Origin of the sequence: Nostoc sp., assembly GCF_036917575.1 — a bacterium.
Taxonomy (GTDB): domain Bacteria; phylum Cyanobacteriota; class Cyanobacteriia; order Cyanobacteriales; family Nostocaceae; genus Nostoc.
Genome location: NZ_JBALDC010000046.1, coordinates 1 through 21619, shown reverse-complemented (window position 1 = coordinate 21619; position 21619 = coordinate 1). Strand labels below are relative to the sequence as shown.

Below are 21619 nucleotides of genomic sequence, written 5' to 3'. Positions count from 1 at the left end.
AAATTGAGAACGTTAATTCGGTACTTTCTGTCCGTTGTGCTTACCTTAATGGAACACTCACTATTTGATGTTTTCGCCAAAGTGGGATGCTCCCTATTGAAATGCTGATCGAATTGAGTCATGAGTCATAAGCTTATGACTCATGACTCATGACAAAGGACTAACTAACTAACAGAGTTTTTTCTAGAGAAGTCCAACGGAAAGAGCGATCGCCACCCCTCTCAATGATTACTCTTACACGTGGTTCTAGTTGAGGCAAATTCGTTAAATACTCAACTTCCTGATTGGAAAGCATATGTCCTTCAATAATCCACAAGACCAGCCCCTTAGACTTTGGAGGTAGCTGTTCTAAATGAGAATTGAGAATTGGTGGCAGATAGTACACTTGACCTACTGCCGCCCCGCTACCAGTACTTTTTTTACCAAGATGAGGAGGTCTGACTCCATGAATTCTTGTGAGATACGCAGCTACATCACCCAGTCCTTTAGCAGTAATGTGGAGGGTAGTATAGCCAGCCGCCCGTAGTCGGCGCTGATATCGGCCTTCATAACCCCCTTCTAAAGGTACATACACCCCCAGAGCGCCAAACTTTTCCAAATCGCGGATTAAACCGTTGCCAGTGGTAATTAGTGCCATAGATTTTCGTCTTATCCCACTTAGATATCTCTATTATTTACCCTGAACTGATAGATTAAAAGCATTTTTTTTGTGCATTGGGCATGGGACATTGGGCATAATTATTCTTCCTTGTCCTCCTGCTTCCCTCACTCTATAAAAATAGCTCTATAAATTACTGGACAAACATAAATAAATAATTTATATTATTAGATTGTGACCAAAAACGCAAATTAGGTTGATTTTTTACTGTCATTCTGAAGTAGTGTTAGCATCAAAAGCTGATGACTTAATCCTTCATTGGATAATTTAACTCAGAGCGATCGTAGACTGGTAAACTAAGAAAGCTTTCAGGTCAACATAAGAGCTTATGGAAGAATAATCAAAGTTAATCCTAAGCTCCAAGGTACGTTTACTCCTGTGCCTCTAAAAAAGCAGGCAAAAGCTTAAACAATAGTTTAAGGTGTTTAAGGAAGTAAAAACTGAGCAGCAATGTTGGTTTCATGGCATTACGTGAGTCTCAGTTAACGGATACTGGGCGGTAATAACCGCTTAAGTCCAACTGCAACACGGCAGTAGCCAATCTCCGGGAAGCCGCCCTTCAGGCGTGCAAAAATCGGAAAACCCGCCGACAGCGCTGCCTCCAGAAAGTGCCAGAGCAATTGCTTGGACGAAAGCATTGCTGCACACAGCTTAAAGCTGTAGCGCCTTGCATTGATTCCAGAAGTTACTTTTTCCCAACGGGAAGAAACTTGTGGCTGTTCTGGTGATCTAATGAGTGAAGCTAAACTAGATTCACCAAGCAGTAAGGACACGGTTTGTTGTGTCCGAAAGCATTTGGAGCGGTTTACTAAAGCCATTCCAAATTTCGCAGGCTAACCTAGCCTAAACTGATGCGTACAAAGCGTGTCCTCTAGAGTCCAATTTCAAGGTCAGCAAGTAGAAAGGAGAACCAGTTACTGTGTCTGTAGGTATTCTCGGCACCAAGCTGGGCATGACTCAAATATTTGACGAAGCAGGAGTGTCTATTCCTGTAACTGTCATTCAAGCAGGGCCATGCACCGTTACACAAGTTAAAACGAAAGAAACCGACGGTTACTTTGCCATTCAAGTTGGTTATGGCGAAGTCAAACCCAAGGCACTAAACAGACCATTATTGGGTCATTTGGCTAAATCATCTGCGCCAGCATTGCGTCACTTAAATGAATATCACACCGATAGCTCTAGTGATTATGCTTTAGGTCAAGAGATTAAAGCAGATATTTTTAGCGCTGGTCAAATTGTCGATGTCGTCGGTACAAGCATCGGTCGCGGCTTTGCGGGAAACCAGAAGCGCAACAACTTTGGTCGCGGGCCAATGTCACACGGTTCCAAAAACCACAGAGCACCCGGTTCTATTGGTGCTGGTACAACACCCGGTCGTGTCTATCCAGGTAAGCGGATGGCAGGGCGTTTAGGTGGAAAACGTATTACAATCCGCAAACTGACCATAGTGCGAGTTGACCCAGAACGCAACTTATTGCTAATTAAGGGAGCCATTCCTGGTAAACCAGGAGCTCTAGTAAGTGTTGTGCCTGCAAAAATAGTGGGATAGTCAAAAGTCATTAATCAAAAGTCATTAGTCAGTAGTCATTGGCTAAGGACAAATGGCAAAAGACCAATGACAAATGATGCCACGTGCTTAACTTGGGGAGACCCCAAGACCGCAGTGGCTCACCAATGACAAAGGACAGATAACAAAGATGGTTGAAAGCGTAGTTAAAAATTGGCAAGGAGAACAGGTCGGCGAGACGACCTTCGAGTTGCGCGTTGCCAAGGAAGAAACAGCGTCTCATATTGTGCACCGCGCCTTAGTACGGCAATTGACCAATGCTCGTCAAGGAAATGCCAGTACAAAAACTCGTGCGGAAGTCAGAGGTGGTGGTCGTAAACCTTGGCGGCAAAAAGGTACAGGTCGCGCTCGTGCAGGTTCTATTCGTTCGCCATTGTGGCGTGGTGGTGGTGTGATCTTTGGGCCAAAGCCTAGAGACTTCGACTTGAAGTTGAACCGCAAAGAGCGACGTTTAGCACTGCGGACAGCGTTTGTCAGCCGGATTGACGACTTGATTGTAGTAGAAGAATTTAGCACCGAGCTATCTCGCCCGAAGACTAAAGAATTAGTGGCAGCGCTTGCCCGTTGGGGAGTAGTACCAGAAAGCAAGGGACTATTAATTTTGTCTGAAATTGCGGATACAGATAACGTTTATTTATCAGCCCGCAACATTGAAAATTTAAAACTAATTGCAGCCGACCAGTTAAATGTTTTTGATTTACTGCACGCTGACAAAATTGTAGTTACGGCATCAGCCCTAGAAAAAATTCAGGAGGTCTACAGTGCCTAGCTTTGACCCCCGCGACCTTGCTGACTTAGTACGTCGCCCAATCGTCACCGAAAAAGCGACCATCTTGATGGAGCAAAACAAGTACACCTTTGAAGTAATTCCTAAGGCATCTAAGCCAGAAATCAAGGCTGCGATCGAAGACTTGTTTCAGGTGAAGGTTGTAAAAGTTAACACCACCTTACCACCGCGCAAAAAGCGGCGCGTTGGTAAATTTATTGGTTATAAACCCCAATATAAGCGAGCCATTGTCACCGTCGCACCTGGGGATGAAGACAAGATTAGACAAGTTCTATTCCCAGAAGTATAAAAAAGTTGTGAGTTGTGAGTTATGAGTTATGAGTTATGAGTTACTACGCTCAAAACTTAGCACTCAAAATTTCAAACTCAGCACTCAGCACGGGCTAAACACCCCGCTCCCGCTAACAGCACTCAGCACTTAATAAATATGGGTACTCGTTCTTATCGCCCTTATACCCCCAGCACTCGCCAAGTTACAATCTCTGACTTTGCGGAAATTACCAAAACCGAGCCAGAGAAATCCTTAACAACCTCAAAGCATCGCGCTAAAGGTCGGAATAATCACGGACGCATTACTAGTCGTCGCAGGGGTGGCGGACATAAACAACTTTATCGGATCATCGATTTTAAAAGGGATAAACATAGTATTCCTGCCAAAGTCGCAGCAATTGAATACGATCCTAACCGCAATGCCCGAATTGCCCTTTTGTATTACCAAGACGGCGAAAAACGTTACATTCTCCATCCCAACGGGTTGAAAGTTGGAACAATAATTATTTCTGGGCCTGAGGCTCCTTTTGAAGATGGTAATGCCTTACCGCTCTCGAAGATTCCTTTGGGTACTAGTGTTCACAACGTAGAATTCACTCCTGGTAAAGGTGGTCAAATTGTACGTGCTGCTGGTGCTAGCGCCCAAGTTGTGGCAAAAGAAGGTAATTACGTAACTCTCAAGTTGCCTTCAGGAGAAGTCCGCTTGATTCGACGTGAGTGCTACGCCACCATTGGGCAAGTAGGCAATACCGACGCGAGAAACCTGAGTGCAGGTAAAGCCGGACGAAATCGCTGGAAAGGTCGCCGTCCTAAGGTTAGAGGTAGCGTCATGAACCCAGTGGATCACCCACATGGTGGTGGTGAAGGTAGAGCGCCTATCGGTAGATCGGGCCCTGTTACACCCTGGGGTAAACCTACATTGGGTGCGAAGACACGCAATCGCAAGAAACTTAGCAGCAAGTTGATTGTGCGTCGTCGTCGCAAGTCTTCTAAACGCGGTCGCGGTGGTCGTGAATCTTAAAGAGTTAGAAGTTACGAGTTATGAGTTACGAGTTAAATCTAACTTATTAACTCTTCGCTTTTAAATCCTCACCCTTAATACCTAAATCCTAAATCCAAAATTGAACTATGGGTCGTTCTTTAAAAAAAGGTCCTTTTGTTGCAGATCATCTCCTAAAGAAAATTGAAAAGCTCAACGACAACAACAGAAAAGAAGTTATTAAAACTTGGTCACGAGCTTCGACAATTTTGCCTTTGATGGTAGGGCATACCATAGCTGTTCACAACGGACGCCAACACGTTCCCGTTTTTGTAAATGAACAGATGGTAGGACATAAGTTGGGTGAATTTGCCCCGACACGCACCTACAGGGGTCATGGAAAAAGTGACAAAAAAGCAGGTAGGTAGTTATTAGTCATTTGTCATTTGTCATTGGTTATTAACTTTCGACAAAAGACAAAGGGCGAAGGACAAAATTGGAGAAAATTATGGCTACTAATACTACTGAAGTAAAAGCGATCGCTCGTTTTATCCGCATCTCGGCTTACAAGGTGCGTCGCGTACTCGATCAAATCCGGGGGCGATCGTACCGAGAAGCGTTAATCATCCTGGAATTTATGCCCTATCGCGCCACTGAACCCATCTTGAAGGTTCTCAGAAGCGCTGCTGCCAATGCCGAACACAACGCTGGGTTAGATCGGACTCAACTAGTGATTACTCAGGCTTATGCCGATCAAGGTCCGCCGTTGAAGCGGTTCCAGCCAAGAGCGCAAGGTCGAGCTTACCAAATTCGCAAACCGACGTGTCATATTACTGTGGCTGTTGCAGCCGCCCCAGAAAAATAAGCTTTTTTTACAAGAATAAATTGCCTAAAGTCAGAAATTTTAGAGGAAGCATTCGTGGGACAAAAAATTCATCCAGTTGGTTTTCGCCTGGGTATTACACATGAACATCAATCCCGTTGGTTTGCTGTTCCCGATCGCTATCCAGAACTTCTCCAAGAAGATCACAAACTCCGTCAATACATAGAACAAAAGCTGGGTAGACTGGCTCAAAACAACGCCGGAATTTCGGAAGTGCGGATTGAGCGCAAAGCTGACCAAATCGACTTAGAAGTACGCACAGCTAGACCTGGCGTAGTAGTGGGTCGCGGTGGACAAGGTATTGAATCCTTACGTACCGGACTCCAAGGATTGTTGGGTAGTAATCGCCAAATTCGCATTAACGTAGTTGAAGTTCAACGGGTTGATGCTGATGCCTACTTAATTGCCGAATACATTGCTCAACAATTGGAACGTCGGGTTTCCTTTCGGCGGGTAGTGCGGCAATCAATTCAACGTGCCCAACGCGCTGGTATCCAAGGTATTAAAATCCAAGTTAGCGGTCGCCTCAACGGTGCAGAAATTGCCCGGACAGAGTGGACTCGTGAAGGTAGAGTACCTTTACATACCTTACGGGCTGACATTGACTACTCTTATTGCACGGCAAAAACTGTTTACGGCATTTTGGGTATCAAAGTATGGGTGTTTAAGGGTGAAATTATTCCTGGACAGGAAGAAACACCCTTACCACCAGCCAGCCGCGATCGCGATCGTGATCGCGAACCCCGCGATCGCGATCGCGAACCCCGTCGCCGTCAACAACAACGTCGTCGCCAGCAATTTGAAGACCGCTCAAATGAAGGGTAAATGGGGACTGGGGACTGGGGACTGGGGACTGGGTAAGAATTCTCAATCCCCAATCCCTAATTCCCATTCCCTAATCCCCAATCCCTAGTACCTAGTAGCCAATCATGTTAAGCCCTAGAAGAACTAAATTCCGCAAACAACAGCGCGGACGGATGGAGGGACTAGCCACCCGTGGTAGTACCCTCAATTTCGGTGATTTTGCACTCCAAGCGCAAGAACCTGCTTGGATTACCTCCCGGCAAATCGAGGCTTCTCGTCGGGCGATGACCCGTTATATTCGTCGGGGTGGACAAATCTGGATTCGGATTTTCCCTGATAAACCTGTAACCATGCGTCCTGCTGAAACCCGGATGGGTTCCGGTAAAGGTAATCCAGAGTTTTGGGTAGCTGTAGTCAAGCCAGGACGAATTTTATTTGAAATCGGTGGGGTTTCTGAAGAAATCGCCCGTGAAGCGATGCGTTTGGCTTCATTTAAACTGCCTATCAAAACCAAGTTTATTGCGCGCTCTCAACCACAGGAGCAGGAGTAGCTTATGCCTCTTCCCAAGATTTCAGAAGCTAGAGAATTAAGTGACGAGAAGCTCTCTGATGAAATTGTCGCCATCAAAAGACAACTATTTCAGTTGCGCTTGCAAAAAGCCACCAGACAACTAGAAAAGCCCCACCAGTTCCGACAAATGCGCCACCGCCTAGCCCAATTGCTGACGCTAGAAACAGAACGCAAACGGGCAGCAAGTCAATCGGCTAAAGAAAAAAAGTAGAAGATTATGGCAGTTAAAGAACGAGTTGGCTTGGTAGTGAGCGATAAAATGCAAAAAACTGTGGTAGTAGCCATAGAAAACCGCGCTCCTCACCCCAAGTACGGCAAGATTGTGGTTAACACCCAACGATATAAAGTTCACGACGAAGAAAATCAGTGTAAAGTAGGCGATCGCGTTCGCATTCAGGAAACTAGACCCCTGAGTAAAACCAAGCGCTGGAAAATCACAGAAGTCCTGAACGTCAAGCCTACTTAAACCTCATCGTTGTTAGAAACTAACAACATTACAAGGGAGAATAATTGTGATTCAACCTCAGACTTACCTGAATGTCGCAGATAATAGCGGCGCCCGCAAGCTAATGTGCATCCGCATCTTAGGCGGAGGCAACCGTCGTTATGGTTTTATCGGCGATAAAATTATCGCAGTTGTCAAAGATGCTACACCCAACATGGCTGTAAAAAAGTCTGATGTTGTGGAAGCAGTCATTGTTCGGACTCGTAAAGCCGTATCTCGTGACAGCGGCATGAGTATTCGCTTTGATGATAACGCCGCTGTAATCATCAACAAAGACGGTAATCCCAGAGGTACACGGGTTTTTGGCCCAGTTGCACGGGAATTACGCGATAAAAACTTTACCAAAATTGTTTCTCTGGCTCCGGAGGTGCTTTAATGGCAACCAAACAGGGTACGCCCAAAGTATTCCACAAAATGCACGTCAAAACTGGCGACACCGTACAAGTGATTGCTGGCAAAGACAAAGGAAAAGTTGGCGAAATTACTCAGGCACTTCCCCAACTGAGTAAAGTTATCGTCAAAGGTGTCAACATTAAAACCAAGCACGTCAAACCTCAGCAAGAAGGGGAATCAGGGCGAATTATTACCCAAGAATTCCCGATTCATAGCTCCAATGTGATGCTTTATTCCACTAAGCAAAACGTTGCCAGTCGTGTTGGTTACACTTTTACCTCAGAAGGCAAAAAGGTCAGAAAACTCAAGAAAACTGGCGAAATTCTCGATAAATAAGAATTAGTCAACTTGAGATTTTAGATTTTAAATTTAATCTAAAATCAAAAATTAAAGCTTCCCTGACCAAGCCCAGGGATATCAGGACAAAAAACTATGCCGACAACAAGACTCAAAACCTTATATCAAGAGACAATCGTCCCCAAACTGACCAATCAGTTTCAATATACCAACGTTCATCAAGTACCGAAGTTGGTTAAGGTTACGATTAACCGAGGTTTGGGTGAAGCCGCTCAAAATGCGAAGTCACTAGAGGCATCTATCAACGAGATTGCCGTGGTAACAGGTCAAAAACCAGTGGTGACACGGGCGAAAAAGGCGATCGCTGGCTTTAAGATTCGTCAAGGGATGCCTGTGGGGATCATGGTGACACTTAGAGCCGAACGGATGTATGCCTTTTTCGATCGGTTAGTTAGCCTGTCACTACCCAGAATTCGAGATTTTCGCGGCGTTAGCCCTAAAAGCTTTGACGGACGCGGTAACTACACTCTGGGTGTGAGAGAACAGCTAATTTTTCCAGAAGTCGAATACGATAGCATCGATCAAGTGCGTGGGATGGATATTTCCATCATCACCACAGCAAAAAACGACGAAGAGGGACGCGCCTTACTTAAAGAATTAGGAATGCCCTTTCGCGATCAATAAGTTCATCTATAGAGGGAACGATGGCGGCTAACGACACAATTGCAGATATGCTGACGCGCATCCGCAATGCCAACCTGGCGCGGCATCAAACTACACAAGTGCCAGCGACAAAATTGACCCGGAGCATTGCCAAAGTGTTACGGGAGGAAGGCTTTATTGCTGAAATAGAAGAAGCAGAAGAAGGGGTAAAACGCAATTTAGTGATTTCCCTGAAATACAAAGGTAAAAACCGTCAGCCCCTGATCACCGCCTTAAAGCGGGTCAGTAAACCTGGCTTGCGTGTTTATTCAAATCGAAAAGAATTACCAAGAGTACTAGGCGGCATTGGCATTGCCATTATTTCTACATCCAGTGGCATTATGACTGACCGCGAAGCGCGGCGTCAGAACTTGGGTGGCGAAGTACTTTGTTACGTTTGGTAGTCATTGGTCATTAGTCATTGGTCATTTGTCATTCGTGTAGGACAAATGACAACGGACAAATAACAAAGGACAAAAAGTCATGTCTCGTATTGGTAAACGTCCAATTACTATTCCCGCCAAAGTTCAAGTGGCGATCAATGGTACGAATATTGTGGTGAAAGGGCCCAAAGGAGAACTTTCTCGCACTTTAGCAGCTAATGTCTCACTGTCCCAAGAGGGAGAAATATTACAGATCAATCGTCGAGATGAAACTCGTCCCTCAAAGCAACTGCACGGCTTGAGCCGCACTTTAGTTGCCAACATGGTGGAGGGAGTTTCTCAAGGTTTTCAGCGCCGTTTGGAAATCCAAGGTGTTGGTTACAGGGCACAAATTCAAGGGCGTAACTTAATTTTAAATATGGGTTACAGCCATCAGGTGCAAATTGAACCACCAGAAGGAATTCAGTTTGCGGTAGAAGGTACTACTAACGTCATTGTCAGTGGCTATGACAAAGAAATTGTAGGTAACACAGCCGCAAAAATTCGTGCCGTTCGTCCACCAGAACCTTACAAAGGTAAAGGCATTCGCTATGCCGGTGAAGTGGTCAGACGGAAGGCTGGTAAGACTGGTAAGGGTGGTAAGAAGTAGAAATGAAACTTACTCGTAGAGAATCAAAAAACCGTCGTCATCGACGCGTTCGTGGCAAAGTGATTGGCTCCCCAGAACGTCCGCGTTTAGCGGTATTTCGTTCTAATGAGCATATTTATGCCCAGCTAATTGATGATACTCAGCATCAAACCATCGTGTCCGCATCGACTGTAGAACCAGAGTTGAAATCTAGTTTAGCGTCATGTGCAAACCGCGACGCATCGGTGCAGGTTGGTAAATTGATCGCAGTGCGATCGCTAGAAAAAGGCATCACCAAAGTAGTCTTTGATCGCGGTGGTAACTTATATCATGGTCGTGTCAAAGCACTAGCTGATGCAGCACGCGAAGCTGGTTTAGATTTCTAAAGTTATTGGTCATTAGTCATTAGTTATTAGACAAATAACAAAGGACAAATGACAAATGACAACTGACAAATGACGTTCACCAGAGCAGAAATTATGGCAACAGAGCGTAAAAGTAGAACAAAGCGTGCCAAAAAAGAAGAAACTACTTGGCAAGAGCGGGTGATCCAAATCCGACGCGTAAGTAAAGTGGTTAAAGGTGGTAAAAAACTCAGTTTCCGAGCGATCGTTGTCGTTGGTAACGAACGCGGTCAGGTTGGAGTCGGAGTAGGGAAAGCTTCAGATGTAATTGGTGCGGTCAAAAAAGGCGTAGCCGATGGCAAAAAACACCTTATTGATATCCCCATTACTAAATCTAACTCCATCCCTCATCCGATTGATGGTATCGGTGGCGGGGCAAAAGTGATTATGCGTCCAGCCTCACCGGGTACTGGGGTAATTGCAGGGGGTGCTGTGCGAACTGTGTTGGAATTAGCAGGAGTTCGTAACGTCTTAGCCAAGCAACTAGGCTCCAACAATCCGCTTAATAATGCTAGAGCCGCAGTTAATGCCTTATCTACATTGCGTACCCTTTCCGAAGTTGCCGAAGATCGCGGTATTCCTATTCAAAATCTCTACATCTAATTTAGTCATTAGTCATTAGTGAATAACAAAAGACAAATGACAAATGACAAACGACAAATGAGAACTTGATAAATTATGAGACTCCATGATGTTAAGCCGCAAAAAGGCTCAAAGAAACGCAAGCGCCGTGTAGCCAGAGGTATTTCTGCTGGTCAAGGTGCTAGTGCCGGTCTAGGTATGCGGGGTCAAAAATCTCGTTCTGGTAGTAGTACACGACCAGGTTTTGAAGGTGGTCAACAGCCATTGTATCGCCGCTTACCTAAGCTAAAGGGCTTTCCGAGAATTAATCAGAAGATTTACACTACGATTAATGTAGAGAAGCTAGCCTCCCTTCCCGCGAATACGGAAGTAACTTTGACCTCATTGAAAGCCGCAGGTATCCTGACTGCTGTCAAAGGGCCATTGAAAATTTTAGGTAACGGGGAATTGAGTATTCCGCTCAAAGTACAAGCGGCAGCTTTTACAGGTTCAGCTCGTAGCAAAATTGAGGCAGCTGGTGGTAGTTGTGAAGTCTTATGAGTGAGCCGGAACAGCGCACTTAAATGCAAGCCAACTCGCTGCCAGTGCTTGGTTCACTATAAAGGTAGCACTCTATGATCAGTCGAGATAAAGCCCCAACGGCTCAAGAAACTTTTATGCAAATGGCACAGGCAGCTGGCCTCAGAGGTAGGCTGCTTGTTACCGTCGGTATTTTGATTTTGGTTCGCTTAGGTATCTTTTTGCCCGTTCCAGGGATTGATAGACCAAGATTTGCCGAAGCCATATCGGGGAGTAATTCCATATTCGGCTTATTGGATATATTTTCCGGGCGAGGACTTTCGACTTTGGGAGTCTTTGCTTTGGGGATTTTACCCTTCATTAATGCGTCTATTATCATCCAATTGCTGACTGCTGCAATTCCATCTTTAGAAAATTTACAAAAAAATGAAGGGGAAGCTGGTCGGCGAAAAATATCGCAAATTACCCGCTATGTCACTGTAGGTTGGGCAATTCTTCAAAGTACAGCTTTTTCGGCATTATTCCTCCAACAATTCGCCCTAAAGCCAGGGCCAATCTTTGTAGCTGAAACTGCGATCGCTCTGACTGCTGGTTCTATGTTCGTCATGTGGGCATCAGAACTGATTACAGAACGGGGTATTGGTAACGGTGCATCATTGCTGATTTTTGTCAACATTGTCGCCTCATTACCAAAAGCTTTAGGCGATACCATCGACCTTGTGCAAGTCGGCGGTAGGGAAGCAGTGGGTCGAGTGATCGTACTAATCTTAGTTTTCCTAGCAACAATTGTTGGTATTGTGATTGTCCAAGAAGGAATGCGGCGCATCCCAATTATTTCGGCCCGTCGCCAAGTAGGTCGGCGAGTTTTGGCAGAGCAGCGTAGTTATCTACCCCTGCGGCTAAATCAAGGCGGCGTAATGCCAATTATTTTTGCTGCTGCCATCCTCAGTTTGCCACTGCTAATCGCCAATTTTACTAAAAATACCGATTTGGCGAATATAGTTAACACTTATTTGAGTCCAAGTGGTTCTAGCTCTTGGGTCTATGCCTTGGTTTACATGATTTCTATTATTTTCTTTAGCTACTTCTATTCTTCGTTGATTCTTAACCCGGTAGATGTGGCGCAGAACTTGAAGAAAATGGGTTCTAGTATTCCCGGAATTCGTCCTGGCAAAGCAACTAGCGAGTATATCGAACGCGTTTCCAACCGACTAACTTTATTGGGTGCGATCTTTTTGGGCTTTGTTGCTATTATCCCCACAGCTGTGGAAAGCGCTTTGAATGTGAAAACTTTCCGGGGAATCGGTGCAACCTCGTTGTTAATTTTAGTTGGTGTGGCAATTGAGACAGCCAAACAAGTCCAAACTTATGTCATCTCTCAGCGCTACGAAGGAATGGTGAAATAATAGTGACGCGATTAATCTTCTTGGGGCCACCTGGAGCAGGTAAAGGAACACAAGCTCAAACTTTGGCTCAACACTTGAATATTCCCCATATTTCTACTGGTGAAATTTTAAGACAAGCCATGAAAGAGCAAACTCATTTGGGAATCAAGGCTCAAGGTTACGTTGATAGCGGCGAGTTAGTACCCGATCAGTTAGTGCAGGACTTGGTACAAGAGCGCCTTAGTCAACCAGATACCAAAAATGGTTGGATTCTTGATGGTTTTCCTCGCAAAGTGACCCAAGCAGGTTTTCTAGAGAAGTTGCTAGAAGAAATACATCAGAGTGGCGAAAAGGTTGTCAATTTAGATGCACCAGATGAAATTGTGATCGCGCGTTTGCTAGCTAGAGGACGAAAAGATGATACCGAAGAGGTGATTCGTCGTCGTTTACAAGTGTACCGTGCTGAAACTGCACCTTTAATTGATTATTATGGCGATCGCCAAAAACTCCTAACAGTCAATGGCAATCAGTCCCAAGAAAATGTCACTGGTGAACTACAAAAGGTAATCGTTTAAGAATGAGGAGGATGAGGGGGCAGGGGAGGAGTTACAGCAGGAATTCTTTCCCCAATGCCCCATGACCAAGAAAAAGATCAATTTTAGCTAAGATATATTAATAAACAGTTGATATATTTCTTAAAATGTGTTTACTTGCAGATGAAGTGCTGCAACTGAACACGGAATTGTTGAGTTGAGGAAAAAACAAATTGTCTAAGCAAGATTTGATTGAAATGGAAGGCACGGTTACAGAATCCTTGCCCAATGCGATGTTTCGCGTTGACTTGGACAATGGCTTTAACGTGCTAGCACACATTTCCGGCAAGATTCGCCGAAATTATATCAAGATTTTGCCCGGCGATCGCGTCAAGGTAGAGTTAACTCCCTACGACTTGACCAAAGGCAGAATTACCTATCGACTACGAAAGAAGTAAATATATGTAGAGAATTTTACCATAAAACCATTTTTTTGACTGTTTGTTAGTCATTTAACTGGATTAATTTACCTAGAAATGCTATAATTTTATATTTGGAGTCAAAAAATAAAAGGCATGAAAGTTAGAGCCTCAGTCAAGAAAATTTGCGAAAAGTGTAACGTGATCAAACGTCGTGGTCGCGTTATGGTGATTTGCGTGAACCCCAAGCACAAGCAACGTCAAGGATAACACTCTTGCAAACAGAGTGAGTTGTAACATACATAATCCTCAATTAAAACGAAAAGACGCGATTGATCACGTTTTTCCAACCAACAGTAATTGCGAGAACAATAGGGAGAGTTCATTGTGGCACGTATTGCCGGAGTAGACCTTCCACGCGATAAGCGCGTCGAAATCGGTCTGACTTACATTTACGGAATTGGATTATCACGCTCTCAAGAAATTATAGCGGCAACTGGTGTGAACCCAGACACCCGCGTTAAGGACTTAAGTGATGCCGATGTGACAGCCCTACGTGGGGAAATAGAAACCAACTATCAAGTTGAAGGCGACTTGCGGCGCTTGGAGTCTTTGAACATCAAGCGCTTAGTTGACATTGGTACTTACAGAGGTCGTCGTCATCGCATGGGCTTACCAGTCAGAGGGCAAAGAACTCGCACAAATGCCAGAACCCGTAGAGGCAGAAGGCAAACAGTGGCTGGGAAGAAGAAGGCTCCAGGGAAATAATTTTGCAACCTTTGCTAATCCGAGCAAGTTTTACTTTAAATCAACTAAACAAGTATGGCGAGACAACCAACTAAAAAAACCGGGAGCAAGAAGCAGAAACGGAATGTACCCAGTGGAATGGCATACATCCAGTCTACTTTCAACAATAGCATTGTCACCATTACCGATCAAAATGGAGATGTCATCTCCTGGGCTAGCGCTGGTTCTAGCGGTTTTAAGGGAGCAAAAAAGGGGACTCCCTTTGCAGCACAAACTGCAGCGGAAAGTGCAGCTCGCCGAGCTATAGATCAAGGAATGCGCCAAATCGAGGTAATGGTCAGTGGCCCAGGAGCAGGTAGAGAAACCGCTATTCGGGCACTTCAAGGAGCAGGACTGGAAATTACACTGATTCGGGATATTACCCCGATTCCTCACAATGGTTGTCGTCCACCCAAGCGCCGTCGAGTTTAAATACCAAGACTTGGGTAGTGAGTACGAAAAGTTACAGCCAGTAATGACCGCTTGAACGTCTAACGTGCAAACTGTCATTGATTCAAAGCTTGGGCGACCAGAAGCACGTCAGATTTTCCCACTGGAAAAGCTGTTAATCTTCGGGCTACCCAAAATATTATTAGCGCCTGCAAGCAAAATAGAAGTATCAAACTATACTATACTTTTGTAAAAATAGTTTGATATATCTATGATCTACAGGACATAAATTCAATTCTGGAGGCAATTGATTTGTCTGCTAGCAGCACCTTAGAAAAAGGGAGGCTCATCCGTGGCGCAGTTTCAAATTGAATGTGTAGAGTCGAATACCGAAGAAAGTCGGAACCATTACAGTAAATTTGTTCTAGAACCTCTAGAACGAGGACAAGGAACAACTGTTGGCAACGCACTGCGGCGGGTTTTACTGTCCAATCTAGAGGGTACGGCAGTTACAGCAGTGAGGATTGAAAAAGTTTCACATGAGTTTGCCACAGTTCCGGGCGTGCGGGAAGATGTACTGGAAATTCTCATGAGAATGAAAGAAGTTATCCTGAAAAACTATTCTTCGCAGCCCCAGATTGGTAGATTACTCGTTAGTGGCCCAGCAACAATCACTGCGGCACATTTTGATTTGCCCAGTGAAGTAGAAGTCATCGATCCTACCCAGTATGTAGCTACTATCGCTGAGGGTGGAAAGCTGGAAATGGAATTTCGGATCGAGAAAGGCAAAGGCTATCGCACCGTAGAGCGAGGACGTGAAGAAGCCACATCGTTGGATTTTCTCCAAATCGACTCGATATTTATGCCTGTGCGAAAAGTAAACTATAGTGTTGAAGAATCTCGTGGGGAAGGCTTGATTCCAAAAGACCGACTACTGTTAGAAGTCTGGACAAATGGCAGTATTTCCCCTCAAGAAGCACTATCTTCGGCTGCTGCAATCTTGGTAGATTTATTCAACCCGTTGAAAGATATCTCCCTAGAACCAACAGACACAGGTTCGGACATTCCAGACGACCCAACTGCCCAGATACCCATCGAAGAGTTGCAACTTTCTGTACGGGCATATAACTGTCTCAAACGGGCACAAGTTAACTCTGTGGCAGATTTGTTGGATTATACCCAAGAAGACCTCTTAGAAATTAAGAACTTTGGGCAGAAGTCAGCAGAAGAAGTCGTGGAAGCTTTGCAGCGACGCTTGGGCATCACCCTGCCAATGGAAAGAGGCTCTAAACACCCTTAATAAAAACCGTTCATAATTCATAGTGCATAATTATGCGTCACCGTTGTCGCGTCAAAAAACTCAGTAAACCAGCAGATCAACGCCGTGCTTTACTGCGATCGCTCACCACCGAGCTGATCCGTCATGGTAAGATCACCACCACTTTAATTAGAGCGAAAGTTCTGCGAAGTGAAGTGGAAAAAATGATTACTCTAGCCAAAAATGGCTCCTTGGCAGCACGTCGGGAAGCTCTTGGCTACATCTTCGACAAACCACTGGTTCACGCTCTATTTGAGCAAGCTCCAACTCGATATGGTAGTCGCCAGGGCGGTTATACCCGCATCCTGCATACCGTACCGCGTCGGGGTGATAATGCAAAAATGGCAATAATTGAATTGGTTTAAGTCATTGGTCATTGGTCATTAGTCATTGGTCATTAGTGAATAACAAAGGACAAATGACGAAGGACAAAATCTATATGTTAGAAAGCCACCAGCCAACACAAACTCATCGAGTAGCCTTGGTAATCCAATACCTGGGCACTCATTTTCATGGCTGGCAACGGCAAAAAAACCAACGGACTGTTCAAGAAGAAATCGAGATTGCGATCGCTACTATTCTTGGGCATCATGTAACATTACATGGTGCTGGGCGAACTGATTCAGGAGTTCACGCTGCTGCTCAAGTAGCCCATTTTGAAGCTACAGGTTTAATTCCGCCTCACAAGTGGGCAACAATCCTAAATAGCTATCTGCCGCCAGATATATTAATCAGGGCTTCAGCTAGTGTTGATAGCCGTTGGCACGCTCGCTTTAGTGCAGCTTATCGACGGTATCGCTACACAATATATACTGAAGATCGGCAAAACTTGTTTGTAAGACCCTTCAGTTGGCATTATTATTATGCACCCCTGGATGAATCTTTAATCCAAGCTGCCTTAAAACCTCTGTTGGGAAAGCATCACTTAGCTGCCTTTCACCGTGCAGGCTCAAAGCGATCGCATTCCTGGGTAGAGGTGCAAGTAGCAGAGTGTCGTCGCAGTGGGCCATTTATCCATATTGAAATACAGGCAGATGGATTTTTGTATGGCATGGTACGGCTGTTAGTAGGGATGCTCGTAGAAGTAGGTTCTGGACAACGAACTCTTTCTAGCTTCACCGAACTCTGGAAAGAACAACGCCGGGATGAAGTGAAATACGCCGCACCACCTCAAGGCTTGTGCTTGTTGCGAGTCGGCTATCTTGATTTTCCCTTTCCAAAAGAGATTTGGTACGACACCTTACCAAAGTTCGTCACTAGTCAAGAGTCATTAGTCATTGGTCAGTAGAGACACGACGCCAGTCGCTACAACGGGGGAACCCCCCTTCGGGTTCGGGGGTTCGCAATCGACGGGAACCGCCAAGACTGCGACCCCCTCACCGCAACGCGCTGGCTTATTAATCGCGTCTGTACATTGGTCATTAGTGAATAACAAAGGACAACTGACAAAGGACAAAGGACAAATGACTAATGACAAATTAAAAATGACAAAGGACAAATGACAAATGACAACGGTTAAAACATACCTTCCTTCTCAAGCGTCTCTTGAGCATGAGTGGTACATCGTAGATGCTACCGATAAACGCCTCGGTCGCCTCGCTAGCGAAATCGCTCAGGTATTGAGAGGCAAAAAGAAACCCGAATATACACCCCATATGGATACAGGTGACTTCGTAATCGTCATCAATGCCGAGAAAGTAGTAGTGACAGGCAAAAAGCGGACTCAAAAGCTTTACCGCCGCCATTCTGGTCGCCCCGGTGGGATGAAAACGGAAACTTTCGCTAAACTGCAAGAGCGCATACCAGAACGAATTTTAGAACAAGCTGTTAAAGGTATGCTACCTAAAAATAGCCTCGGTAAGCAGTTGTTCACCAAGCTGAAAGTTTATGCAGGGCCTACGCATCCCCATGATGCTCAAAAACCTAAAGAACTAAAAGTTAGTACAATTCCTGGAGAAGAAAATTAATGGTAGTAGCAGATGCTAATAGCGGTCGCGCCGTATATTGGGGTACTGGTCGTCGTAAGAACGCAGTAGCAAGGGTACGCTTGGTTCCAGGCACCGGTCAACTGATTGTCAACGGTAAAGATGGAACCTTGTATTTCCAATTTAACCCCAACTATCTGGGAGTGATCAAAGCACCCCTGGAAACTCTAGGACTAGAAAACGAATATGACATTTTGGTGAAAGCAGAAGGCGGCGGCTTGACCGGACAGGCTGATTCTGTTCGCTTGGGAGTTGCTCGTGCTTTATGCCAACTAGACCCAGACAACCGCCCACCTTTGAAAACCGAAGGTTATCTGACTCGCGATCCCAGAGCAAAAGAGCGGAAGAAATATGGTTTACATAAAGCTCGGAAAGCGCCTCAGTACTCTAAGCGATAAGCGATTAGGGACTGGGTACTGGGTACTGGGTATTGGGGATTGGGCATTAAGAAAAGTCAGTTTTTTATCTCTTTCCCAGTCACCAATCCCTAGTCCCCATTCCCCAATTCCTAGCTTCAATTGAAGGCTGAAAGTTATAATTGATATAGATTCATCACAAAAAGAACAATGGCTAAATCTGATATTCACCCCAAGTGGTATCCAGATGCTAAAGTTTACTGCAACGGTCAAGTTGTTATGACCATTGGCTCTACTAAGCCAGAATTGCACGTAGATGTTTGGTCTGGAAATCACCCATTCTATACCGGTACTCAGAAGATTATTGACACTGAGGGTCGAGTAGAGCGCTTCCTCCGCAAGTACGGCATGAGCAGCACTCAAACATCTGGTGACGATCAAAACAAAAAGTAGCGGGTTGGCTCTGCTGTTAACGACGGCCCTGCATCAGCTGGGTCGATTTTCATTTATATGCTCGAGCCAATTTGTTATTTTTTTAAGGAGCGATCGCACTCGTCATGGCTGAATCATACTTACTGGATAAACTCAAATCTGTTGAACAAACCTTTAATGAGTTAACACGTCGTCTTGGCGACCCCGATACTGCTAGCAATCCTGATGAGTATCAAGAAATTGCTAAGTCTCGTTCTTCTTTGGAAGAAGTAGTTAATACTTATGAAATTTGGAAAGCAGCCCAAGAAGACTTAATCGGAGCGCGTGAAGTTTACAAAGAATCTGCCAGTGACCTAGAGTTGCAAGAAATGGCATCACTGGAAGTCAAGGAACTTGAAGAAAAAATAGAACACTTAGAGTCTCGCTTGAAGGTTTTACTGCTACCACGCGACCCCAATGATGAAAAGAATATCATGTTGGAAATTCGCGCAGGTACTGGTGGCGATGAAGCAAGTATTTGGGCTGGCGATTTGATGCAGATGTACACCCGCTATGCCCAGACTCAAGGTTGGAAAGTTTCTTTAGTGAGTGAATCTCGTGGAGAAATGGGTGGCTGGAAAGAGGTCATTCTAGAAATTAAAGGTAATGACGTTTACAGCCAGCTAAAGTTTGAAGCTGGAGTGCATCGTGTGCAGCGCGTGCCGGCTACTGAATCCGGGGGACGGGTTCATACCTCTACAGCTACCGTGGCGATTATGCCAGAGGTAGATGATGTGGAAATTCACATCGATCCGAAAGATATTGAAATGACTACAGCTCGTTCTGGCGGTGCTGGTGGACAAAACGTCAACAAGGTGGAAACAGCCGTTGACTTGATGCACAAACCAACGGGAATACGCATTTTCTGTACCGAAGAACGCAGCCAGTTGCAAAACAAAGAACGGGCGATGCAAATTCTGCGGGCCAAGTTGTATGAAATCAAGTTAAGCGAACAACAAGAGGCTGTAACTTCCATGCGGCGATCGCAGGTTGGTACTGGATCGCGATCGGAAAAAATTCGCACCTATAATTATAAAGATAACCGAGCTACCGATCACCGCTTAGGTCAGAATTATTCCCTTAACCCTGTTTTGGAAGGTGATTTAGAGACGCTGATTCAATCTTGCATATCTCTAGACCAGCAAGAACGTCTCGCGGAGCTAGCGACTTCTGCCGCTAACTAATTTTTGCTGTTAATATTACTGTAAAACCACTTGTTGTATTGTTGCTCTTAATACACACAGGTGGTTTTCTGATATTGCTTGAGTGCATCTTCTATTTCACTGGGATAATGGTAATAGGCAAACTCGTACTTTATAAGGTAATTTAGCTTCGCCCATTCCTTCAGAGTTTGGCAGGTATAAATTAACTTTTTCTACTTCCTTTTACCAAGGCGCAAAAAATCCGGTAGCTTTTTTAAGGGCGATTTAGCGCAAAATCGGATCGAACTAGCTCGTGGTTTCTTGCTGTCAAGATTCAATATGGACAAACCTTTTTTATACGATCAAGACTTTTATGGCTGGACACAGCAGCAGGCTAAAGCGTTAGAGCAGAGGCTAGTTATGGAACTAGACTGGGAACATCTGCAAGAAGAAATTCAAGCTTTGGGGAGACAGGAGTATCGGGAACTCGTAAGTCGTATGAGTGTATTACTCGGTCATCTCTTGAAGTGGGAGTATCAATCCGAACAACGCTCTCGCAGTTGGTTTTTAACAATTCGAGAACAGCGTCGCGCCATCCACAGACATTTGCGACAGAACCCCAGCTTAAAGTCTCGAATCGAAGAAGCCTAGTTAGATGGCTTTGAAACGGGGGTCGATTTGGCGCTACGACAAACTAACTTACCATTACGAACTTTTCCAGAGGATTGCCCATACTTATTTGATGATGCGATCACAGACAATTTATTGTGCGATACTGGTCAAGACTGGGAAAATAATTTATACCATTTTTCTTTATTAGTTAATCAAATTCGCTCGAAAACCGAAGGAATCCATCAATACCGCACACAACAAATGGAGTTATGCTATATACTGTTGATGGCATTTTAGGGGGCGTCAGACAAAATGATTATTTATGAAACAGTACGTCAGACACCAAAAAAAGCGAATTTAAGTAATATGAAACCTCGCCCAGCCAGAACTAAATAAAAGCGGTAAAACTTATTTCGTCTTTAGATACTCAATAAGATGCCTAACAATAAAAATAATACTAATCCTCCAAAAGTTTTCATTAGCTATAGCTGGGACTCAAATGAACATAAAGAACGCATACTGAAACTATCGACTCGTCTACGCGACGAGGGGGTTGATTGTCAGATTGACCAGTATGTACAATTTCCATCTAAAGGTTGGCTACACTGGATGGAGGATCAGTTGGAATGGGCTGATTTTGTACTTGTAGTTTGCACAGAGAAATACGAGCAACGATTTAGAGGTAAGGAAGAGCCTGATAAAGGTTTAGGTGTGACATGGGAAGGAGCTATTATCACCGCAGAACTTTATCGTGATCAGCGAAGCAATACAAAGTTTATCCCTGTTGTATTCTCTTCGCAAGACTTCAAGTATATCCCTACAATACTTATTTCTTACACTCGCTATCTCATCGACATACAACAAAGGTATTTAGAACTTTACAGCCTTATTACGAATCAACATAATACTCCAATAACAGAACTTGGCACACTGCGACGGTTGCCATCTCGTGAACGCCAGCACAATTTTGAGGAAGAGTCCCCTGAAAAAATGCTCGAATCTCTTAGAGCAAGAGCTAAAATTTGTTGGCAGAAGGGTTCAGGTTATTTAGACTACAGACAAGGCATAATAGATGCTAGTAACTCTACAAATAATGTAAAAATGTGTAATTTTATTGTAGAAGCCAAATTCTACAATCCCTATAATGGGGCAGAAGATGGATGGCAATATGGTTTTTCATTCCGAGAAACTAGTGGGAGCATCCCACTTTGGCGGATATACCTTTTCTGGGAGAATGTATGAGAATACACAAGCCGTCCGTCTAAAGCATGAACCCGGAAAAACAAG

Annotated in this window: 34 protein-coding genes and 1 pseudogene; 33 read left to right on the top strand and 2 right to left on the bottom strand. The window is 44.6% G+C overall.

Annotation, left to right across the window (positions count from 1 at the left end):
- Positions 1 to 160 precede the first annotated feature (160 nt).
- Together V7K79_RS12915 and V7K79_RS12910 are read right to left on the bottom strand one after the other, a co-directional pair.
- Entirely contained in the window at positions 161 to 637 is a 477-nt protein-coding gene (locus V7K79_RS12915) for an NAD(P)H-quinone oxidoreductase subunit N (protein WP_335048164.1), read from the bottom strand.
- 503 nt (positions 638 to 1140) lie between these two features.
- On the bottom strand, positions 1141 to 1476 hold the full coding sequence (locus tag V7K79_RS12910) for a hypothetical protein (protein ID WP_335048162.1): 336 nt from the start codon (positions 1474 to 1476) through the stop codon (positions 1141 to 1143).
- 101 nt (positions 1477 to 1577) lie between these two features.
- Here V7K79_RS12910 and rplC point away from each other — a divergent pair, with 101 nt between their 5' ends.
- The 33 genes and pseudogenes from rplC (at position 1578) to V7K79_RS12745 (ending at position 21574) form a co-directional block, all read left to right on the top strand.
- Complete coding sequence (gene rplC, locus V7K79_RS12905; protein WP_289799260.1) at positions 1578 to 2210, top strand: 50S ribosomal protein L3; 633 nt, start codon at positions 1578 to 1580, stop codon at positions 2208 to 2210.
- 148 nt (positions 2211 to 2358) lie between these two features.
- Positions 2359 to 2997 (top strand): 50S ribosomal protein L4, encoded by a 639-nt coding sequence (gene rplD / locus V7K79_RS12900; protein ID WP_335048160.1) that lies wholly within the window; start codon positions 2359 to 2361, stop codon positions 2995 to 2997.
- Complete coding sequence (locus V7K79_RS12895) at positions 2990 to 3304, top strand: 50S ribosomal protein L23 (RefSeq protein WP_069070779.1); 315 nt, start codon at positions 2990 to 2992, stop codon at positions 3302 to 3304. Before rplD ends, V7K79_RS12895 begins: the two co-directional genes overlap by 8 nt.
- 138 nt (positions 3305 to 3442) lie before the next feature.
- Positions 3443 to 4306 (top strand): 50S ribosomal protein L2, encoded by an 864-nt coding sequence (rplB, locus tag V7K79_RS12890; protein ID WP_335048159.1) that lies wholly within the window; start codon positions 3443 to 3445, stop codon positions 4304 to 4306.
- 107 nt (positions 4307 to 4413) lie between these two features.
- Positions 4414 to 4692: a 30S ribosomal protein S19 gene (rpsS, locus tag V7K79_RS12885; RefSeq protein WP_012410721.1), complete on the top strand. Its 279-nt coding sequence runs from the start codon at positions 4414 to 4416 to the stop codon at positions 4690 to 4692.
- An 80-nt stretch (positions 4693 to 4772) separates the two neighbouring features.
- Positions 4773 to 5129: a 50S ribosomal protein L22 gene (gene rplV / locus V7K79_RS12880; RefSeq protein WP_069070777.1), complete on the top strand. Its 357-nt coding sequence runs from the start codon at positions 4773 to 4775 to the stop codon at positions 5127 to 5129.
- Between the two features lie 54 nt (positions 5130 to 5183).
- The gene (gene rpsC, locus V7K79_RS12875; protein ID WP_335048158.1) at positions 5184 to 5972 is read left to right on the top strand and encodes a 30S ribosomal protein S3; all 789 of its coding nucleotides are present in this window, start codon (positions 5184 to 5186) and stop codon (positions 5970 to 5972) included.
- A 104-nt stretch (positions 5973 to 6076) separates the two neighbouring features.
- Positions 6077 to 6502 (top strand): 50S ribosomal protein L16, encoded by a 426-nt coding sequence (gene rplP / locus V7K79_RS12870; RefSeq protein WP_335048156.1) that lies wholly within the window; start codon positions 6077 to 6079, stop codon positions 6500 to 6502.
- A gap of 3 nt (positions 6503 to 6505) precedes the next feature.
- A complete protein-coding gene (rpmC, locus tag V7K79_RS12865; protein WP_104906404.1) occupies positions 6506 to 6733 on the top strand; it encodes a 50S ribosomal protein L29 in 228 nt (75 codons plus the stop codon).
- 6 nt (positions 6734 to 6739) lie between these two features.
- Entirely contained in the window at positions 6740 to 6988 is a 249-nt protein-coding gene (rpsQ, locus tag V7K79_RS12860; protein ID WP_094349093.1) for a 30S ribosomal protein S17, read from the top strand.
- 46 nt (positions 6989 to 7034) lie between these two features.
- A complete protein-coding gene (gene rplN / locus V7K79_RS12855) occupies positions 7035 to 7403 on the top strand; it encodes a 50S ribosomal protein L14 (RefSeq protein WP_069070772.1) in 369 nt (122 codons plus the stop codon).
- Positions 7403 to 7756, top strand: a complete 354-nt coding sequence (gene rplX / locus V7K79_RS12850) for a 50S ribosomal protein L24 (RefSeq protein ID WP_069070771.1) — start codon at positions 7403 to 7405, stop codon at positions 7754 to 7756. The genes rplN and rplX overlap by 1 nt, the downstream gene beginning before the upstream one ends.
- Before the next feature lie 96 nt (positions 7757 to 7852).
- The gene (gene rplE, locus V7K79_RS12845; protein WP_335048154.1) at positions 7853 to 8401 is read left to right on the top strand and encodes a 50S ribosomal protein L5; all 549 of its coding nucleotides are present in this window, start codon (positions 7853 to 7855) and stop codon (positions 8399 to 8401) included.
- A gap of 20 nt (positions 8402 to 8421) precedes the next feature.
- Positions 8422 to 8823: a 30S ribosomal protein S8 gene (gene rpsH / locus V7K79_RS12840; RefSeq protein WP_094349096.1), complete on the top strand. Its 402-nt coding sequence runs from the start codon at positions 8422 to 8424 to the stop codon at positions 8821 to 8823.
- 79 nt (positions 8824 to 8902) lie between these two features.
- Positions 8903 to 9451 (top strand): 50S ribosomal protein L6, encoded by a 549-nt coding sequence (rplF, locus tag V7K79_RS12835; protein WP_335048152.1) that lies wholly within the window; start codon positions 8903 to 8905, stop codon positions 9449 to 9451.
- Between the two features lie 2 nt (positions 9452 to 9453).
- Complete coding sequence (gene rplR, locus V7K79_RS12830) at positions 9454 to 9816, top strand: 50S ribosomal protein L18 (RefSeq protein WP_334922542.1); 363 nt, start codon at positions 9454 to 9456, stop codon at positions 9814 to 9816.
- 93 nt (positions 9817 to 9909) lie between these two features.
- Complete coding sequence (gene rpsE, locus V7K79_RS12825; protein ID WP_335048168.1) at positions 9910 to 10437, top strand: 30S ribosomal protein S5; 528 nt, start codon at positions 9910 to 9912, stop codon at positions 10435 to 10437.
- Between the two features lie 75 nt (positions 10438 to 10512).
- On the top strand, positions 10513 to 10956 hold the full coding sequence (gene rplO / locus V7K79_RS12820) for a 50S ribosomal protein L15 (RefSeq protein WP_335048151.1): 444 nt from the start codon (positions 10513 to 10515) through the stop codon (positions 10954 to 10956).
- 74 nt (positions 10957 to 11030) lie between these two features.
- Positions 11031 to 12341: a preprotein translocase subunit SecY gene (gene secY / locus V7K79_RS12815; RefSeq protein WP_335048149.1), complete on the top strand. Its 1311-nt coding sequence runs from the start codon at positions 11031 to 11033 to the stop codon at positions 12339 to 12341.
- A gap of 2 nt (positions 12342 to 12343) precedes the next feature.
- Positions 12344 to 12895, top strand: coding sequence for an adenylate kinase (locus V7K79_RS12810; protein ID WP_335048148.1), 552 nt, complete (start codon positions 12344 to 12346; stop codon positions 12893 to 12895).
- 191 nt (positions 12896 to 13086) lie between these two features.
- The gene (gene infA / locus V7K79_RS12805) at positions 13087 to 13311 is read left to right on the top strand and encodes a translation initiation factor IF-1 (RefSeq protein ID WP_006276978.1); all 225 of its coding nucleotides are present in this window, start codon (positions 13087 to 13089) and stop codon (positions 13309 to 13311) included.
- Between the two features lie 117 nt (positions 13312 to 13428).
- Positions 13429 to 13542 (top strand): 50S ribosomal protein L36, encoded by a 114-nt coding sequence (gene rpmJ / locus V7K79_RS12800; protein WP_015129703.1) that lies wholly within the window; start codon positions 13429 to 13431, stop codon positions 13540 to 13542.
- A 117-nt stretch (positions 13543 to 13659) separates the two neighbouring features.
- Entirely contained in the window at positions 13660 to 14040 is a 381-nt protein-coding gene (rpsM, locus tag V7K79_RS12795; RefSeq protein WP_104906411.1) for a 30S ribosomal protein S13, read from the top strand.
- Positions 14041 to 14094: 54 nt separating this feature from the next.
- Positions 14095 to 14490, top strand: a complete 396-nt coding sequence (gene rpsK, locus V7K79_RS12790; protein ID WP_069070761.1) for a 30S ribosomal protein S11 — start codon at positions 14095 to 14097, stop codon at positions 14488 to 14490.
- Between the two features lie 310 nt (positions 14491 to 14800).
- Entirely contained in the window at positions 14801 to 15748 is a 948-nt protein-coding gene (locus tag V7K79_RS12785) for a DNA-directed RNA polymerase subunit alpha (RefSeq protein WP_335048146.1), read from the top strand.
- A 32-nt stretch (positions 15749 to 15780) separates the two neighbouring features.
- A complete protein-coding gene (rplQ, locus tag V7K79_RS12780) occupies positions 15781 to 16131 on the top strand; it encodes a 50S ribosomal protein L17 (protein WP_335048144.1) in 351 nt (116 codons plus the stop codon).
- Between the two features lie 74 nt (positions 16132 to 16205).
- Positions 16206 to 17054, top strand: coding sequence for a tRNA pseudouridine(38-40) synthase TruA (truA, locus tag V7K79_RS12775; protein ID WP_335048166.1), 849 nt, complete (start codon positions 16206 to 16208; stop codon positions 17052 to 17054).
- Between the two features lie 217 nt (positions 17055 to 17271).
- Positions 17272 to 17733, top strand: a complete 462-nt coding sequence (rplM, locus tag V7K79_RS12770) for a 50S ribosomal protein L13 (protein WP_335048142.1) — start codon at positions 17272 to 17274, stop codon at positions 17731 to 17733.
- On the top strand, positions 17733 to 18149 hold the full coding sequence (gene rpsI, locus V7K79_RS12765; protein WP_104906415.1) for a 30S ribosomal protein S9: 417 nt from the start codon (positions 17733 to 17735) through the stop codon (positions 18147 to 18149). Before rplM ends, rpsI begins: the two co-directional genes overlap by 1 nt.
- Positions 18150 to 18317: 168 nt before the next feature.
- A complete protein-coding gene (gene rpmE, locus V7K79_RS12760) occupies positions 18318 to 18560 on the top strand; it encodes a 50S ribosomal protein L31 (protein ID WP_292759704.1) in 243 nt (80 codons plus the stop codon).
- Positions 18561 to 18664: 104 nt separating this feature from the next.
- Complete coding sequence (gene prfA, locus V7K79_RS12755) at positions 18665 to 19762, top strand: peptide chain release factor 1 (RefSeq protein ID WP_335048139.1); 1098 nt, start codon at positions 18665 to 18667, stop codon at positions 19760 to 19762.
- A gap of 297 nt (positions 19763 to 20059) precedes the next feature.
- Positions 20060 to 20512 (top strand): annotated as a pseudogene (locus V7K79_RS12750) (DUF29 domain-containing protein); the annotation flags it as partial.
- 255 nt (positions 20513 to 20767) lie between these two features.
- Positions 20768 to 21574: an SEFIR domain-containing protein gene (locus V7K79_RS12745; protein WP_335048136.1), complete on the top strand. Its 807-nt coding sequence runs from the start codon at positions 20768 to 20770 to the stop codon at positions 21572 to 21574.
- The last annotated feature ends 45 nt before the right edge of the window (positions 21575 to 21619 follow it).

What these genes read in the sequence shown, in the direction of transcription:
- prfA (WP_335048139.1), top strand. Translation starts at nt 18,665, where the DNA reads ATGGCTGAATCATACTTACTGGATAAACTCAAATCTGTTGAACAAACC.
- rpsS (WP_012410721.1), top strand. Translation starts at nt 4,414, where the DNA reads ATGGGTCGTTCTTTAAAAAAAGGTCCTTTTGTTGCAGATCATCTCCTA.
- rpsQ (WP_094349093.1), top strand. Translation starts at nt 6,740, where the DNA reads ATGGCAGTTAAAGAACGAGTTGGCTTGGTAGTGAGCGATAAAATGCAA.
- rplM (WP_335048142.1), top strand. Translation starts at nt 17,272, where the DNA reads ATGACAACGGTTAAAACATACCTTCCTTCTCAAGCGTCTCTTGAGCAT.
- rpsI (WP_104906415.1), top strand. Translation starts at nt 17,733, where the DNA reads ATGGTAGTAGCAGATGCTAATAGCGGTCGCGCCGTATATTGGGGTACT.
- rplQ (WP_335048144.1), top strand. Translation starts at nt 15,781, where the DNA reads ATGCGTCACCGTTGTCGCGTCAAAAAACTCAGTAAACCAGCAGATCAA.
- rplB (WP_335048159.1), top strand. Translation starts at nt 3,443, where the DNA reads ATGGGTACTCGTTCTTATCGCCCTTATACCCCCAGCACTCGCCAAGTT.
- rpmC (WP_104906404.1), top strand. Translation starts at nt 6,506, where the DNA reads ATGCCTCTTCCCAAGATTTCAGAAGCTAGAGAATTAAGTGACGAGAAG.
- rpsE (WP_335048168.1), top strand. Translation starts at nt 9,910, where the DNA reads ATGGCAACAGAGCGTAAAAGTAGAACAAAGCGTGCCAAAAAAGAAGAA.
- V7K79_RS12910 (WP_335048162.1), bottom strand. Translation starts at nt 1,476, where the DNA reads ATGGCTTTAGTAAACCGCTCCAAATGCTTTCGGACACAACAAACCGTG.
- rpsH (WP_094349096.1), top strand. Translation starts at nt 8,422, where the DNA reads ATGGCGGCTAACGACACAATTGCAGATATGCTGACGCGCATCCGCAAT.
- truA (WP_335048166.1), top strand. Translation starts at nt 16,206, where the DNA reads ATGTTAGAAAGCCACCAGCCAACACAAACTCATCGAGTAGCCTTGGTA.
- rplR (WP_334922542.1), top strand. Translation starts at nt 9,454, where the DNA reads ATGAAACTTACTCGTAGAGAATCAAAAAACCGTCGTCATCGACGCGTT.
- rpmJ (WP_015129703.1), top strand. Translation starts at nt 13,429, where the DNA reads ATGAAAGTTAGAGCCTCAGTCAAGAAAATTTGCGAAAAGTGTAACGTG.
- V7K79_RS12745 (WP_335048136.1), top strand. Translation starts at nt 20,768, where the DNA reads ATGCCTAACAATAAAAATAATACTAATCCTCCAAAAGTTTTCATTAGC.
- rpmE (WP_292759704.1), top strand. Translation starts at nt 18,318, where the DNA reads ATGGCTAAATCTGATATTCACCCCAAGTGGTATCCAGATGCTAAAGTT.
- rpsK (WP_069070761.1), top strand. Translation starts at nt 14,095, where the DNA reads ATGGCGAGACAACCAACTAAAAAAACCGGGAGCAAGAAGCAGAAACGG.
- V7K79_RS12915 (WP_335048164.1), bottom strand. Translation starts at nt 637, where the DNA reads ATGGCACTAATTACCACTGGCAACGGTTTAATCCGCGATTTGGAAAAG.
- rplF (WP_335048152.1), top strand. Translation starts at nt 8,903, where the DNA reads ATGTCTCGTATTGGTAAACGTCCAATTACTATTCCCGCCAAAGTTCAA.
- rplV (WP_069070777.1), top strand. Translation starts at nt 4,773, where the DNA reads ATGGCTACTAATACTACTGAAGTAAAAGCGATCGCTCGTTTTATCCGC.
- rplP (WP_335048156.1), top strand. Translation starts at nt 6,077, where the DNA reads ATGTTAAGCCCTAGAAGAACTAAATTCCGCAAACAACAGCGCGGACGG.
- rplO (WP_335048151.1), top strand. Translation starts at nt 10,513, where the DNA reads ATGAGACTCCATGATGTTAAGCCGCAAAAAGGCTCAAAGAAACGCAAG.
- secY (WP_335048149.1), top strand. Translation starts at nt 11,031, where the DNA reads ATGATCAGTCGAGATAAAGCCCCAACGGCTCAAGAAACTTTTATGCAA.
- rplX (WP_069070771.1), top strand. Translation starts at nt 7,403, where the DNA reads ATGGCAACCAAACAGGGTACGCCCAAAGTATTCCACAAAATGCACGTC.
- rplE (WP_335048154.1), top strand. Translation starts at nt 7,853, where the DNA reads ATGCCGACAACAAGACTCAAAACCTTATATCAAGAGACAATCGTCCCC.
- rplD (WP_335048160.1), top strand. Translation starts at nt 2,359, where the DNA reads ATGGTTGAAAGCGTAGTTAAAAATTGGCAAGGAGAACAGGTCGGCGAG.